Here is a 15,543-nt window from a genome sequence, read left to right as displayed (position 1 = left end):
TACCATAAGGTAAATTCAATTTACCCCACACACCCATTTTAAATTATCTATGATTTAAAAATCACCCCAACACCGCCTTTACCTTATCCGCCAATGACGTTGCCAATGTTTGTGCCGTCTCGCCATTTTGGGATTCTACCATGACCCGAATCACAGGCTCGGTGCCTGATTTACGAATCAATAGTCGCCCTGTACTGCCAAGCTCGCTCTCGGCTTGGGCGAAGGCGGATTTTAGCTCGTCATTGTCATAAGGGTCGCTCATTTTGGCTAGACGGACGTTGATAAGCGTTTGGGGGTATGGGGTGTAACCCTTTGTTAAATCGGAGAGTTTACCGCCTTTTTTGACCAAAACCGCCAGCACCTGCAAGCCTGCTACAATGGCATCGCCCGTGCGGGACTTGTCAAGACATAAAATGTGTCCAGACGATTCTCCACCAATGGCGTAACCATATTTTTCAAGTTCTTGCATGACGTAGCGGTCGCCCACTTTGGCACGCACAAAGTTAATACCTTGATTTTTAAGTAAGTTTTCAAGTGCCATGTTACTCATCAGCGTACCGACCACGCCTTTTGGGGTTTCGTCTGCCCCATTGGCAAGAATGTACAAAATGCTGTCGCCGTCCAAAATTTGTCCGTTTTCATCCACCATCACAATACGGTCGCCGTCTCCGTCTAGGGCAATGCCCAAATCGGCATTGTGTTCTAGCACTAGGCGTTGCAAGGCTTCGGGGTGGGTTGAACCGCAGCCCGCATTAATATTTGTACCGTTTGGCGTGTTGGCATGAGCGATGACACTTGCCCCAAGCTCACGCAAAACCCGTGGGGCAACGCTGTACCCTGCTCCGTTGGCACAGTCCACCACAATGGTCAGCCCACGCAGGTCGTATTGGTAGGGGAATGAGCCTTTGCAGTACTCAATATAACGCCCCTTAGCGTCATCAATGCGGTAGCTTTTGCCAAGCTCGGTGGGGTAGTGTTCAAGGCGTGAAAGTGTGTCGCCATGTATCATCTCTTCCAATTTGGCGTTAATGGCGGATTGGGTTTCGTCTGAGATTTTTTTGCCTTCGCCTGAAAAAAACTTTACGCCATTGTCACCATAAGGGTTGTGGCTTGCCGAGATGACCACGCCCATATCGGCATGAAAACTTCTTGCCAAATGAGCAATGGCAGGTGTTGGCAAAGGCCCGAGTAGGTGTACGTCCACGCCTGCCGAGTGAAATCCTGCTTGCAAGGCGGATTCGATGACATAGCCTGAAATGCGAGTGTCTTTGCCAATGACCACGCTTGGGCGTTTGCCCTCATTTTCTTGACACAAAACCTGCCCTGTGGCATAGCCAAGTCGCAGTAAAAAATCAGGGGTAATGGGAAATTGTCCAAATGCCCCACGAATGCCGTCTGTGCCAAAGTAGCTCATGATGATTGCCTTTTAAAATTAAAATGATAAGAAAAAATAATCCTAAGTATACCGCCAAATTATTCTCTAATTCAATACTTTTTCAGTAGTATAAAAGTTAATCATAAAAACAAGAATTTTTATCAAAATTTACAAAAGCCTTGTTTAAATTGCAAATTTTTGCCACAATATAGCATTTTTTAATCACGGAACCATTCATGACAAATCTTAACCTACACCCTGCCTTTACCCTAAAATCTAAGCACCACATAGAAGCCCTTGATATCACGGTGCTACTTTGCGAGCATACTGACACAGGGGCAACTCATTATCATCTGGCATGTGATAATGACGAAAACGCCTTGATGATTGGCTTTGCCACTCAGCCCATGACTTCTCGGGGCGAAGCTCATATCCTAGAACACGTTGTCTTGTGCGGTTCACAAAAATACCCTGTACGAGACCCATTTTTTAGCATGATTAAGCGGTCATTGCAGACCTTTATGAACGCCATGACGGCAAGTGATTGGACGGTGTACCCCTTTGCCAGTCAAAACAAAAACGATTATTTTAACCTATTATCCGTCTATCTTGATGCGGTGTTTTTCCCCAACATTCACGAGTTAGACTTTGCCCAAGAAGGCATTCGTTTGGAGCTTGACAAGCAGGGGCGACCTGAATATCACGGCATTGTCTTTAATGAGATGAAAGGGGCGATGAGTGGCGAGATTGACCAGCTTTACTATGCTTTGGCACCACACCTGTATCCGACCACGACTTATCATTATAACTCAGGGGGCGACCCAAAAGAGATTGTGAAGCTGACCCATGCTGATTTGGTCAATTTTCACAAGACTCATTATCATCCGTCCAACGCCATTATCATGAGTTTTGGCGACATTGATGTGGCGGACATTCAAGCACGCCTGCACGATGATGCCCTAGTGCGTTTTGATGATGCTGAAAAGCCGTCTCGTGGCAAAAAGTTCGTCTCCATGACCGAGACTCGTCTAAATGAGCCTGTGCAAGTCTATGACACTTATACCGCTGACGTGAGTGGCGAGAAAATGACCCATAACGTGTTGGCGTGGCTACTACCAAGCATTACCGACCCCAAACAGCGTCTGGCACTTCGCCTCATGGAGGGCGTGCTGATAGAACATGCAGGTTCGCCCCTAAGAGCGTATCTTGACAGCTCGCCACTTGGCACGTCCGCAAGTCCGCTACTGGGCTTGGACGACAGTCATTATGAGATGGCGTTTTATGCAGGCGTGCGTGGCTCGGAGCGTGAGCTTGCCGATGACGTGGAAAACGGCATTTTGGAGCTACTTCGTTCTGTGGCAGAAAACCCCATTGATAATGAGACCATACAAACCATTTTGCATCAGATAGAGCTAGACCAACGCCACATCGGGGGCGACAGTATGCCTTATGGCTTGACACTCATGCTTGAGGGGTTTGGTACGGCACTGCATGGCGGTAATCCTGTGGACATGTGGGAGATTGATGAACATTTGTCGTGGCTATCGGAGCAGGTCAAAGAGCCAAATTGGGTGCAAAATCTCATCAAAACGCACCTGATTGACAACCCGCACCGAGTTCGCTTAACTCTATCGCCTGATAAGGACAAAGCCCAACGCTTGATAGATGACGAAAAGGCAAGTTTGGATAAGCTAAATGACTCGTTAAGCGATGATGATAAGGTACTTATTCGCCAAAAGTCTACCGAGCTTGCCACACGCCAAGCAATGATAGATGACGTGGATATTTTGCCAAAAGTGGGGCTAGATGACATTCCCAAAGCGATAAAATTCGCCCACGCCAACAAACAGCCGATAACCATTGGGCAAGACGAACGTACACTTTATGAGTATCATGCAGGGACAAATGGACTGTATTATTATCAAGTAGTGCTTGATTTAAATGATAATTTAGGCATTTTAAATAATCCGCTGCTGCCCCTATATCTAGGGCTGTTGTCCGAGCTAGGTACGGATAGGTATGACGCACGCACGTTCCAAGCGGTGCAAGCGTCCGTTTCATCAGGCGTTACTGCTCGCATTTCACAGCGTACCGACCGCCATGATAAGGAGGCGATGACAAGCTATCTAGTAGTGGCGACCCGTGCCTTAGCTCGTAAGCCTGAGGCGGTGGAGCTGGTAAGCGACGTGCTAAACAACACCATTTTCACCGAAACTGACCGCATGAGCGAGCTGTTACAGCAAAAACAAGCGTCTTGGCAATCACGCCTATCAGCAAGCGGACACAGCTACGCCATTCAGACCGCCAGTCGGAGCATGAGCAAATTATCATCGTTAGAATACCGTTATTCGGGCTTACCTGCCCTGTCGGCATTAAAGTCATTTTTAAAACAAAGTGAAACCGACCAAGCGGTTTGGCAAACGCTATCAGCACGCCTAGCCCAAATCCATGAGCAAGTACAAAACCTGCCCAAAGACGTGATTTTGGTGTGTGAGGCGGACAAGGCGGACGAGTTAAAGGCGGTGATAAAAGACGTGCTAAACACACCGCATAAGCCTGTCAAATCGTCTGTCGTAGTACATGATACGCTAGCGTTTGATGAGCTTTCTAACAGCGATGACAATAAAGACATCGCATGGCTTATCGCCACCAATGTCTATCATAATGCCACAGCCTACCCTGCGACCACATCGGGGCATGAGGACACACCTGCCTTGACAGTGCTGGCTCCGTTTTTAAGAAATGGCTATCTGCATTCGGCAATCCGTGAAAAAGGCGGAGCGTATGGTGGTGGGGCGAGTTTTGATGCCAATTCGGCAAGTTTTCGCTTTTATAGTTACCGAGACCCGCACTGCGTGGCGACTTTTCTTCATTTTGAAAAGAGTATTGACTGGCTGCTTAATAACGACCATGACGCTGATAAGTTGGAGGAGGCGATTTTGGGGATTATCGGCGGTATGGATAAACCTGCGTCCCCAGCAGGCGAGGCGGTCAAGGCGTGTTTTAGTGAGCTACACGGACGCACCAAAGAGATGCAAGAGGCCATACGAGCCAAGCTGTTGGCGGTTACGATAGACGACCTAAAACGAGTGGCACGCACTTATCTAAAAGACAAGCCCCATGTTAAGGCGAGCCTTGCCCCGCTTGAAAAAGAAAGTCAAATGGCAGAGCTTGGGTTTGATTGCCATAAGATTGGTTAAGATTGTTTTAAGTCAAGCAAAAACCCCATGCCGTGTGGTGTGGGGTTTTGGTTTGTGTAGTATTTATATGCTTTTTAGCAATTTCTCCAACGCAAGCCCTGCATTGTCCGTTTTCATAAATTGCTCACCGATAAGGAAGTGATGAATGCCATGCGACTGCATCAGGTGTACATCGTCCGCCCCATGAATGCCACTTTCGCTGACAATAAGTGCGTCATCGCCCACATTTTCACGCAAGGTCTTAGCAAGGCGAATAGACGTGTTCAAATCCACATCAAAGGTATTAAGATTGCGGTTATTGATGCCATAAATGTTGTGGGTGGATTTGGGCAATTTCAATGCACGAGCTAGCTCATTTTCATCATGAATCTCAATCAGCACGTCCATGCCAAGCTCTATCGCCACCTTGTGCAGGTGTGCCACGGTCTCATCATCAAGGCACGCCATGATAAGCAAAATACAATCCGCCCCGAGCGTGCGACTTTCATAAATGTGGTACTCGTCCACCATAAAATCTTTACGCAAGGCAGACAAATTACAAGCGTTTTTGGCTTGGATAAGATAGTCATCATGCCCCAAAAAATACTCACGGTCAGTCAAAACAGACAAACAAGTCGCTCCTGCCGACTCATAGCCTTGGGCGGTGGCAATGGGGTCAAAATTTTGGCAAATCACGCCTTTGGACGGGCTTGCCTTTTTTATCTCGCTAATCACGCCAATTTTGCCTTGCTTCACCGTTCGTAGGGCTTTGGCAAAACCACGCACAGCAGGGGTGGATTTGGCTTTTTGTTTTAATTCATCAAGGCTGATTTGGGTACGAGCATGGGCGATTTCTTGGTGTTTGGTGGCAATAATTTTTTGTAAAATGGTGGGGGTGGACATGGTTTTTTCCTTTTAAAATTTTTTTAAATTTGAAAATATAATTTGGGCGAATTGCAATTTGCCCCTACATATCCTATTTTAGGCGTTAAACGTCTGGGTAAATGTCACAAATTCCTGCATTTTTTGCCATGCCTTACCACTTGCTAGGGCTTGTTTGGCAAGGGCGACACCGTCTTTAAAGTTGTCTGACACCCCTGACAGATACAGGCTTGCCCCTGCATTTAGGGCGATAATATCACACGCCTTTTGGGTGCGTGGGTCGGTTTGTCCTTGTAGGGCGGATTTGATAAGGTCAAAACTTTCATCAGACGAGCCAACCGACAAGCCGTCAAGCGACTGCATGGCAATGCCGACATCGGTGGGGGCAATTTTAAAGGTGGTTACCTTGCCGTTCTTGTATTCCGATACCGTTGTGGGTGTGGCAAGGCTTATCTCGTCCAAGCCGTCATCAGAATGCACGACCCACACATGGCGACTGCCAAGTTTGCCCATGACTTGAGCGAGCTTTTCGCACAATGCCACATCATAGACCCCAAGCAAGCTATTGGGGGCGGACGCAGGATTGGTCAAAGGCCCTAAGATATTAAAAATCGTCCGCACCTTCAACGCCCCACGTACCGCCTTGGCATGACGCATGGCAGGGTGATGATTGGGGGCGAACATAAAGCACACCCCTGTATTTTTGGCACAGTCGGCAACTTGGCTTGGGTCAAGGGCAAGGTTTGTGCCTGCACTTGTGAGCAAATCGGACGCACCTGAACGGCTTGACACGCCCGTGCTACCGTGCTTGGCGACCACACTGCCACAGACCGCCACCACAAAGGCGGACGCTGTGGATACGTTGAACAAATTCGCCCCATCTCCGCCCGTTCCCACAATGTCCACCGTATTATCCACGTCCAAAGTAACGGCATTGGCAAACGACCGCATAACACGAGCAGAAATGGCAACCTCGTCCACCGTCTCGCCCTTGATACGCCATGCCGTGATAATGGCGGACAGTAGCACATCGGGGCATTTGCCTGTCATGATAAGGGTCATGAGCGTGGCGGTATCGTCATCGCTTAGGTTTTCGCCATTGATTAGGGTGTTTAGGGTGCGTACCAAAAAGGCGTGAATGTCGTGGTCATTTTCTAACATGGATTTCCTTTTAAATTTTTTGGGTTAATTTATCATATGTTGGACAGATTTGTAGGGGGAATACAACGCCCAAATTTATACATCATCACAGGGCAAATTGCAATTTGCCTCTACAATTTCCACTTTAGTTAAATGGGTTTAAAATAATGATATTTAAAAAAAATCACGCCACCGTTGGTAAATTTTCATCATCTAGCACAGCAAGCCCACAGCGTTTTAAAAAGTTATTAAAAAGCTGATAACCATGCTCGCTTAAAATAGACTCTGGGTGAAATTGCACGCCTTCAATGTCTAGCTCTTTATGGCGAACAGCCATAATCTCGCCCATAGAGCCGTCTGCATTTTGTGTCCAAGCGGTGATTTCTAAGCACTCAGGCAACGTGGCTTTGTCAATGACCAGCGAATGATACCGCACCACCGACACAGGGTTTGGCAAATCGTGAAATACGCCCACATCATCATGATACACGTCTGATAATCGTCCGTGCATGACCTCGCCTGCTCGCACGACATCGCCCCCAAAGGCTTGCCCAATGGCTTGATGACCCAAGCACACACCCAAAATGGGAATTTTTCCGCCAAAATGCGTCAAAATCGGCACCGTAACCCCCGCCTCGGTCGGTGTGCAAGGGCCGGGCCCTAAGATAATGGCTTGTGGTGCAAGAGCGGTTATCTCATCAAGGGTAATCTCGTTGTTGCGTTTTACCACAATATCCTGCTTTAACTCGCCAAAATACTGAACAATGTTGTAAGTAAAACTGCAGTAGTTATCTATCATTAAGAGCATGTCAAATCCTTATTTTTTTTTATTTGCTTTATCTTGTCGTCTTGTCAAATTTTACCGTACTTACGCCGTCATCGCCTGCTTTTAGCATGATGTGAGCCGACTGACTGGCAAAAATGCCATTACATACCACGCCCACGATGTTGTTTAGGGTGCTTTCTAGCTCGGCAGGGTCTGTGATGTCCAAATCATAAGTATCCAAAATCACATTACCATAATCAGTGACAAAGCCTTCCCGATAGACAGGCTCGCCCCCGAGTTTGACCAGTTCACGAGCCACATAGGAACGGGCTTGGGGCAGTACTTCCACCGCCACAGGGAATTTGCCCAGTTTGGTGACTGTTTTGGAGTCGTCCACCATACACACAAAGCGTTTGGATGCTACCGCCACGATTTTCTCACGGGTCAAGGCACCGCCACCGCCTTTTATCATGTTGCCATGAGCGTCTATCTCGTCCGCCCCGTCAATGTACAAATCAAGCTCGCCCACCGCATTTAAATCAAAAATTTCAATGCCTAAGGCTTTTAATTTATCTTCGGTCACTTGTGAGCTTGCCACCGCCCCTTTTAGGCGAACCTGTGGCAACAGCTCAATCAAGCAGTTTACCGTACTGCCTGTCCCCACACCCAAAATCATGCCGTCTTCGATGTAGGCAAGGGTGGATTTGGCAACGGCTTGTTTTTGGGCAAGTTTGGGGTCGGTGTGGGCTGTGTTAGACATGATGATTCTCATAAAAATTTGGGGTTATTTTACGCTAAATTTAGCAAAAAATAAATCATAAAAAATCAGCTCTACCATACTAAATAAAGCCAAAGCCTATAAGTGCGTCAAATATTATCATACACCGTATCACGCCGTCCCACCGTAATCACAAGCACCACCAGTTTATCATCCCTAACTTCATAAACCAAACGATAACCCATCTTACGAAGTTTGATTTTGTATAAATTCTTAGCATTCGCCCCGTGTAGTTTATTCTTGGGAATGTGTGGATTTAACAGCACTTTTTCTAGCTTTTTTAAAAATTGCTCGGCAATCGTGGCGTTTAATTTTTCAAATTCTTTTAACGCAGTTTCGTTAAATTCTAATTCATAAACACGATTTTCATCATTATTGGAATTTGGCTTGTAAGTCATCAATCGTTACCTTTACCGTTTTTTGGTTTTGCCGTTCGTTTGCCAATTTGATGAGTTCTTGGTCGTCTAATGCGTCCAACATTTTTTCGTATAAAGACGCAGGCACGCAATAAAAAGCAGGGGTATTGCGATTTAAAATCGCCACAGGCTCGCCATTGGCGTGGGCGAGTGTGTCCATGGGGCTTTTCTTTAAATCGCTGATACTGGCAACATAACGGCTGTGGATTTGGTTTAGCATATAAACTACCTTTTTGGTAAAGAGCGGATTAGTGATAGATTGGAGTATTGAGACGTGGTATTAAGAATATTAAACCAACATGTGAGCGAATATCTAGAATTTTCTTTAAAATATTTTTAAAGATATTTTGTATGCAGTTTTTATCGGAGATATTTTTAGAATAAAATAAGCAAAAAATACTCAGAAATATTTGAAATACACTTAGATTTTTTAAATGTTCTATGTTGGTACTTATCGTTTGTTCAATGACTGAATTTATTATATATTCTATTCTTATCATCATGTCATGTACGTCATTATGTTCATTCATGGGAAAATCAAATAGTTTAAAAGTGCTTTTTATAATACTTTTAAAAGTACTTTTTGTCAATCTTTTTCCCAAAATTGCCACCCACCCCAACTTATGCTAAACTATAACCTTTTGCAATTAGGAATTATCATGAAAAAATTTACGCTCATCATCGCCCTATGCCTGCCCCTAACGCTTGTGGCGTGCAGTGCCAATAACGGTCAAGGTGTACGTCCTACTGCCAGTATTTTGATTGGTAAATGATTTCTCTTAATTGACAAAATTTTAAATCAATAAAACCGCCAAACTCATCGGAATGTCTATGAAAACCTTTAACCGCCTTGCCCTATCCTTATGCGTATCCTTAGGGTTGTTATCCCTAACCGCTTGCCAGCACGCCTCAACCGCCACGCCCCAAGCCCCAACCGCCCTTGCCACTATCCCCCAACAAGAGCTAAAACTGCTCGCCAACATCCACGAACACACCCTAGACAACGGCTTGCAAGTCGTCATCAAAGAAGACAAACGAGCCCCTGTGGTCATGACCCAAATCTGGTATGGCGTGGGGGCGAATGACGAGCCTGTGGGCAAGGGCGGATTGTCGCACTTTTTAGAGCATTTAATGTTCAAGGACACGCCCAAAGTATCCAGCGATGAATTTAGCCGTCTTATCAGTCATTATGGCGGTAGTAACAACGCCTACACCAGTTCGGACGTTACCGTTTATCATGAGATTTTGCCCGCCAACCGCTACGCCCTAGCGTTGGAGCTAGAAGCCAACCGCATGAAAAACGTCCTGTTTAAACCCGAACAGATAGAGAGCGAACGCCAAGTTGTCCAAGAAGAACGCCGTTCTCGTACGGACGACAACCCCATGGCAAAAGCGTGGGAGCGGTTCTTACCATTCGTCTATGGCGACACGCCACGGGGTCGCCCCATTATCGGGAGCATGGCGGACATTGAGAGCTTGACCATGGATGACCTAAAACACTGGTACGCCACATGGTACGTCCCCAACAACGCCACGCTTGTCATCGTGGGCGACGTGGACAAGGACGAAGCCCTAACCCATATCAAAAAATATTTTGGCGACATCCCCAAAGGCGACCCCGTACCCGCCCGAGACCCTGCCCAATTCATCCATGCTGATGACCTAAACGCAGGCAAAGGCGGTGTGAGCGAACGCCATGTCGTCATCAAAGAAGCCGTCCAAGTTCCCACGCTGATTTTGGCATGGCAAGCCCCGACTTTATCTAGCCTAAAACTCACCAACCGCCACACCGCCGACAATGAGCGAGAGCTGTTGGCATTGGGGCTGTTTGATGACGTGCTAAGTGGCGGAGCGTCTGGTCGATTTGCTAAAAATTTGGTCAAAAAAGAACTCGTTACGTCTGTACATAGTAGTTACGACAGTACAGGCTATGGGGACGGCTTTTTTATGGTCATGGCAACGCCAAAAGCAGGGGTGAGCCTTGATGAAACCAAACGCCTTGTCTTAGATGAGATAAAACGCACCATAACCGACCCCATTGACCAAAAAGAGCTTGACCGTTCTATGGTTGCCACAAAAACCGCCTTGGTGTTTGCGTCCGAAGGTGTATCAGGGCAGGCAAGTTTATTGGGAATGCTAAAAAATGAAAATATCCCTTTTGGCAAAATCCAAGAAGAATTGGCAATCCTGCCCACCATTAGCACCGATGAAATTAAAAATGCAGGCAAAAAATACCTAAGCGATGAGCGTATGTATAGTGCCTATATTTTACCAAAAGATGAATAATAGATTATTTTGGGGTTTGAAAAGTTGATAAAAATTATGGGTAAAATTTAAATAAAAAATTAAATTTTACCAAAATTATTTTATTTAAAAGATAAATTGATATTAAATTTGGATATTTAAAAAATGAAAATAATATTTTTCCAAAATTAACCATGACAATCAATTTAAATAAAAATGATTTATATAAACTCAACAATTAAAACCCCAACCCAATATCAGGAAATCTCATGAAAAAACTTACCCCAATTGCCTTAACCTTATTGCTTATCAGCCACACCACATGGGCGGACGGTCATCATCATACCCCTGTCGCCCCAAGCGATAAGCCCTTGCCCATGCTTGACAGCCTAAAAGATGACAAGCCACTGGATTTAAAAATCCCACACATGGAGCGGTTTGACGTGGACGGCGTGCCTGTGATTTTTACGCCCATTGATGAGCTACCGATTTTGGACATTAGCTTGACCTTTAAGGGCGGTTCTGCCAAGGACGACACCATACGAGCGGACGGCTACGGCATTGCTGGCATGACCGCCACTATGATGACCCAAGGCACAACCCACCTAGACGAGAACACATTTGCCGAAAAAGCCGAACTGCTGGGCGTGGTATTTGGGGCGACTGCCTACCGAGACACGTTTGTTTATGCGTTTAGAAGTTTGTCGGACGACAAAGAGCTATATCCTGCCCTTGATTTGTTTGCCGACATGATACAAAACCCCCGTTTTGATGAAACTATCCTAAAACGCAACCAAGCCCAAGCAGACATCGGTTTTGAGCGTGCCAAACAAAACCCAAGCCATCTGGCAAGTGTTGAATTTTTAAAAACCCTATACGGCACACACCCCTACGCCATCCCCATAGACGGAACACAACAGAGCGTGGCGAGCATTAGCCGAGATGACCTAATCGCCTATAAAAACAAATACTTAACCAAAGGCAACGCCCACATCGCCATCACAGGCGACATCAGTGCCGATGACGCACGCACCATCGCCAAACGTCTGATAAATGCCTTGCCCCAAGGCGAGAGAGCCACCGACTTGCCCACGCCCATCGCCCCCAAGCCACAGCACGTCCATATCCCCTATGACAGCACCCAAACTCACGTCTATATCGGACACATGGGCGAAAAAGAGACCAAAGACCCCGTAGAGCTACAAAACCGCACCAGTTTTAGCCTTGCCAACAGCGTACTGGCAGGGGGCGATTTTAATGCGTATCTCATGAAAGAAATCCGAGACAAGCACGGCTACACCTATGGTATTACGGGCGGTATGACGACATTTGATGAGCGGGGTTATTATCGTATCAGTTTTTCTACTCAGACCGACAAAGCCAAAGAAGCAATCATCAAAACCTTACAAGTCATTGAAAAAACAAGAAAAAATGGCATAAAAGACAGCGAATTTAACCTAGAACGCACCAGTCGCAAATACGCCTACCCCATGAGCCTTGCCACCAACTTAGCCATTCACAGCACGGCAAGTCATTTGGGTTATAATAATTTGCCCGACAGTCATATCACTGATTATCTGGTGCGACTAGACAAGACGACATTGGATACGGTCAATCAATCGCTAAATACCTATATCCGCCCTGATGAATTTATCATCGTTACCATTGGTAAAGAAAAACCTGATTTATCAAGTTTGTTTAAACAAGATCATAAAAAAAGGGTCGAAAAAGATTGATTAAAATATTGTTTAAAAAGAAATGATTTATTTTTGGATAAATACGTAGGGGAAAATTTAAATTTTTCTAATGTAACATATCAATTTGGATAAATTAAATTTACCCCATATATTTAAATCGTAAATTAACCATACCTATTTTTAAATAAAACAAAGATAAAATTGGCAAATAAAAATCAATAGAATGCTAAAATCATTTTATATTTACCAATTTATTTTTAATAAATCATTTAAAAGGCGATTTCATGCGTTTTTTTGTAGATATGCCCCTAGCCGTACATGATACGATAACCCTGCCTGATGACGTGTATCATCATTGGACGAAAGTTTTGCGGGCAAATATTGGCGATACTGCCACGCTCTTTAACGGGCAGGGGGGCGAATATACCGCCACACTCACCCGCATTGACAAAAAGTCTGCCCATGTGCGTATAGATGATTTTAACCCTGCCAATCGCACCCTGCCTTATCGTGTTACCCTAATCCAAGCGATGAGTAAGGGCGAGCGTATGGATTATACCATCCAAAAGGCGTGCGAGTTGGGCGTATCCGCCATACAGCTCATCACCACCGAACGCTCCGAGCGACTCAGGTATGAACGTGATAACAAAAAGCTCATTCATTGGCAAAAAATCGCCGTCTCTGCCTGTGAGCAATGTGGGCTAAATATTATCCCTGCCATTTTACCCCCTGTTACGCTGTCGAACTATCTAGCAAGTTGTACCGATGAGCTAAAAATCGTCATGAACCTATCAGACAACACGCACCGCTATGTCCCAAAAACCCCCTTGCCGTCCACGATTGGCATACTGGTCGGTTCAGAAGGCGGGCTGTCTGATGATGAGATAGATGCGTGCCATAAGCATGGCTTTTTGTCGTGGACGATAGGCGAGCGGATACTTCGCACCGAGACGGCAGGGGTGGTGGCGTTGGCAGGCTTGCAGGTGGTGGGGCAAGTGAGCTAAACTAAACCGCTGCCGTTACCACAATCTCAATAAGCCAGTTTGGATTAACCAAATTCGCCTGAACCGTGGCACGAGTGGGCGGAACATTGCCTGCTATCCAAGCGGTGTATTCGGCATTAAATTTGTCAAAATCATCTAGGTTTTTGATAAAGACTTGGGCGGTCAAAAGGCGAGATTTGTCTGTGCCTGCTTTGGCAAGTGCCTTATCAATATTTGCCAAAACTTCACGGGTTTGCCCGACAATATCAAGGCTGTCATCATCAGGCACTTGCCCTGCTAGATATACCACTCCATTATAAATGGCTATTTCGGTAATGGTTTCGTTGCTGTCTAACTTGATGATTTCGGTCATAAAAATTACCTTATTTAATTACATTATAGGTTAATTATTAGTTAGTAATGCGAAGGTTCTTTAACCAATAGGGGTAGCCATTCACAAATTTTTCAACTTTAACATAGTCAAAACATACTTTATCGCCTTTTTTCAAACCATTAAAAGAAAACTTATTGGTATAACAATCATCAATATAGCGAAAACGGTATTTTTTGTCTATGCTACTGCTTTGAATGGTGATACGATTAGTAACAGCTTTTCTTTGTTGGTGTGCGGTTAGTGGTTTATCAGGATAAATGACAACACCACAATCCTTTTGTACTTTGCCATTATGATACAAATAATCACCCATGATATAATAATAGCCAATCATAACAGTGCCAATCAGACAAAAGCCAATTAACAAGCCAATCATGATTTTGTTATTTAGGGCATTGCCTTGATGCAAACCATAGGCAATAAACCCAACCAACAACCAAAATCCTGCACCAACAAAAACACCCATAGCTAAAAATTAGCGATAACGGTCAATATTTAAGCCGTCAATCTTAATTTCAGTTGGCTGACCCATAATAATATCACAAAGCAGTTTTCCAGAGCCACACGCCATCGTCCAGCCCAATGTGCCGTGCCCTGTATTGATAAACAAATTATCAAATTTGGTCGCTCCGATGATTGGCGTGCCGTCTGGGGTCATTGGACGAAGCCCTGTCCAAAATTTGGCGTTTGGCAAATCACCGCCATCAAATAGGCTTTTGGTTACCATTTCAAGCGTTTCACGGCGAGCAGGGTTTAAGGATTTATCAAAACCTGCCAGTTCTGCCATACCTCCCACACGGACACGATTGTCAAAACGGGTAATGGCGATTTTATAAGTTTCATCAAGCACGGTAGAAACAGGGGTACGGGTTTCGTCCACGATTGGCACGGTTAAGGAATAACCTTTAACAGGATAGACAGGCAAATCAAGCCCCAAATCTTTTGCCATTTGACGAGAATAACTTCCTAACGCCAAGACAAAACCGTCTGCCGTCAAGGTTTCGCCCCCTGCAACCACGCCTGTCACTTTTTGATTTTCAGAGATAATTTTGTCAATGACGGTGTTAAATTTAAACTTCACGCCAAGTGATTTGCAATGCTCGGCAAGGCGTTTGGTAAATAAATTACAGTCGCCCGTTTCATCATTGGGCAATCTTAGACCGCCCAAAAGCGGAGCGGTAGCATAAGCAAGTGCAGGCTCAGCCTTGATAAGCCCATCTGCGTCCAGTATCTCATAAGGCACACCACATTCTTCTAGTACTTTGGTATCAAGCTTCATTGCTTCAAGCTGGGCAGGCTTTCTAAATAATTGGATTGTGCCACCTGTCCGCTGTTCGTAGTCAATGCCAATCTCATCACGTAAGGCACGGATGCAATCACGGCTGTACTCTGACACTCGCATCATTCGCTCTTTGTTAATCTCGTATCGCTTGGCGTTGCAATTATCTAGCATTTGTTTCATCCACACCGCCTGAAACAGCGTGCCGTCAGGGGAGATGGCAAGGGGAGCGTGCTTTTGCATGAGCCATTTGACCGCCTTTTGGGGGATTTTGGGGGCTGCCCAAGGCGTTGAATAACCTGGGGAGATTTGCCCTGCGTTACCAAAACTCGTCTCTTCGGCAACATCGGCTTGGCGGTCAATGACGGTAACTTTTGCCCCTGCTTTGGCAAGATATACCAACCGAACCC

General features: G+C 45.5%; 14 protein-coding genes. 4 read left to right on the top strand and 10 right to left on the bottom strand.

What is annotated here, in order from left to right:
* Positions 1–61: 61 nt before the first annotated feature.
* Positions 62–1,414, bottom strand: a complete 1,353-nt coding sequence (gene glmM / locus B5J93_RS06095; protein ID WP_079325527.1) for a phosphoglucosamine mutase — start codon at positions 1,412–1,414, stop codon at positions 62–64.
* A 197-nt stretch (positions 1,415–1,611) separates the two neighbouring features.
* On the opposite strand from glmM, the gene B5J93_RS06090 reads away from it, so the two are divergent.
* Entirely contained in the window at positions 1,612–4,575 is a 2,964-nt protein-coding gene (locus B5J93_RS06090) for an insulinase family protein (protein ID WP_079325525.1), read from the top strand.
* Between the two features lie 63 nt (positions 4,576–4,638).
* On the opposite strand, the gene trpC is transcribed toward B5J93_RS06090, so the two are convergent.
* The 6 genes from trpC to B5J93_RS06060 all read right to left on the bottom strand — a co-directional run bounded on the left by trpC (position 4,639) and on the right by B5J93_RS06060 (position 8,756).
* On the bottom strand, positions 4,639–5,457 hold the full coding sequence (gene trpC, locus B5J93_RS06085) for an indole-3-glycerol phosphate synthase TrpC (protein WP_079325523.1): 819 nt from the start codon (positions 5,455–5,457) through the stop codon (positions 4,639–4,641).
* 78 nt (positions 5,458–5,535) lie between these two features.
* Positions 5,536–6,597 (bottom strand): anthranilate phosphoribosyltransferase, encoded by a 1,062-nt coding sequence (gene trpD, locus B5J93_RS06080; RefSeq protein WP_079325521.1) that lies wholly within the window; start codon positions 6,595–6,597, stop codon positions 5,536–5,538.
* A gap of 163 nt (positions 6,598–6,760) precedes the next feature.
* Positions 6,761–7,384: an anthranilate synthase component II gene (locus B5J93_RS06075; protein ID WP_079325519.1), complete on the bottom strand. Its 624-nt coding sequence runs from the start codon at positions 7,382–7,384 to the stop codon at positions 6,761–6,763.
* 28 nt (positions 7,385–7,412) lie between these two features.
* Entirely contained in the window at positions 7,413–8,102 is a 690-nt protein-coding gene (gene rpiA / locus B5J93_RS06070; protein WP_079325518.1) for a ribose-5-phosphate isomerase RpiA, read from the bottom strand.
* A 107-nt stretch (positions 8,103–8,209) separates the two neighbouring features.
* Positions 8,210–8,518, bottom strand: coding sequence for a type II toxin-antitoxin system RelE family toxin (locus B5J93_RS06065; protein WP_079325516.1), 309 nt, complete (start codon positions 8,516–8,518; stop codon positions 8,210–8,212).
* Positions 8,493–8,756, bottom strand: coding sequence for a type II toxin-antitoxin system Phd/YefM family antitoxin (locus tag B5J93_RS06060; RefSeq protein ID WP_079325514.1), 264 nt, complete (start codon positions 8,754–8,756; stop codon positions 8,493–8,495). The genes B5J93_RS06065 and B5J93_RS06060 overlap by 26 nt, the downstream gene beginning before the upstream one ends.
* 611 nt (positions 8,757–9,367) lie before the next feature.
* On the opposite strand from B5J93_RS06060, the gene B5J93_RS06050 reads away from it, so the two are divergent.
* From B5J93_RS06050 to B5J93_RS06040, 3 genes are all read left to right on the top strand, one after another.
* Positions 9,368–10,822 carry a M16 family metallopeptidase gene (locus B5J93_RS06050; RefSeq protein WP_158080699.1) on the top strand — a complete coding sequence of 485 codons (1,455 nt, stop codon included), beginning with the start codon at positions 9,368–9,370 and terminating at the stop codon, positions 10,820–10,822.
* A 227-nt stretch (positions 10,823–11,049) separates the two neighbouring features.
* Positions 11,050–12,516 carry a M16 family metallopeptidase gene (locus B5J93_RS06045; RefSeq protein WP_079325508.1) on the top strand — a complete coding sequence of 489 codons (1,467 nt, stop codon included), beginning with the start codon at positions 11,050–11,052 and terminating at the stop codon, positions 12,514–12,516.
* 245 nt (positions 12,517–12,761) lie between these two features.
* Positions 12,762–13,481 (top strand): 16S rRNA (uracil(1498)-N(3))-methyltransferase, encoded by a 720-nt coding sequence (locus B5J93_RS06040; protein WP_079325506.1) that lies wholly within the window; start codon positions 12,762–12,764, stop codon positions 13,479–13,481.
* 1 nt (position 13,482) lies between these two features.
* On the opposite strand, the gene B5J93_RS06035 is transcribed toward B5J93_RS06040, so the two are convergent.
* From B5J93_RS06035 to B5J93_RS06025, 3 genes are all read right to left on the bottom strand, one after another.
* Entirely contained in the window at positions 13,483–13,839 is a 357-nt protein-coding gene (locus B5J93_RS06035; RefSeq protein WP_174700911.1) for a RidA family protein, read from the bottom strand.
* A gap of 31 nt (positions 13,840–13,870) precedes the next feature.
* Positions 13,871–14,188, bottom strand: a complete 318-nt coding sequence (locus B5J93_RS06030; protein ID WP_158080698.1) for a hypothetical protein — start codon at positions 14,186–14,188, stop codon at positions 13,871–13,873.
* A gap of 141 nt (positions 14,189–14,329) precedes the next feature.
* Positions 14,330–15,535, bottom strand: a complete 1,206-nt coding sequence (locus B5J93_RS06025; protein ID WP_079325558.1) for a D-amino acid dehydrogenase — start codon at positions 15,533–15,535, stop codon at positions 14,330–14,332.
* Between the last annotated feature and the right edge of the window lie 8 nt (positions 15,536–15,543).

The sequence above is a fragment of the Moraxella equi genome (assembly GCF_002027555.1).
Lineage (GTDB): Bacteria > Pseudomonadota > Gammaproteobacteria > Pseudomonadales > Moraxellaceae > Moraxella > Moraxella equi.
The sequence above is the reverse complement of the archived record's forward strand: the minus strand, read 5'-3'. Positions and strand labels throughout refer to the sequence as shown.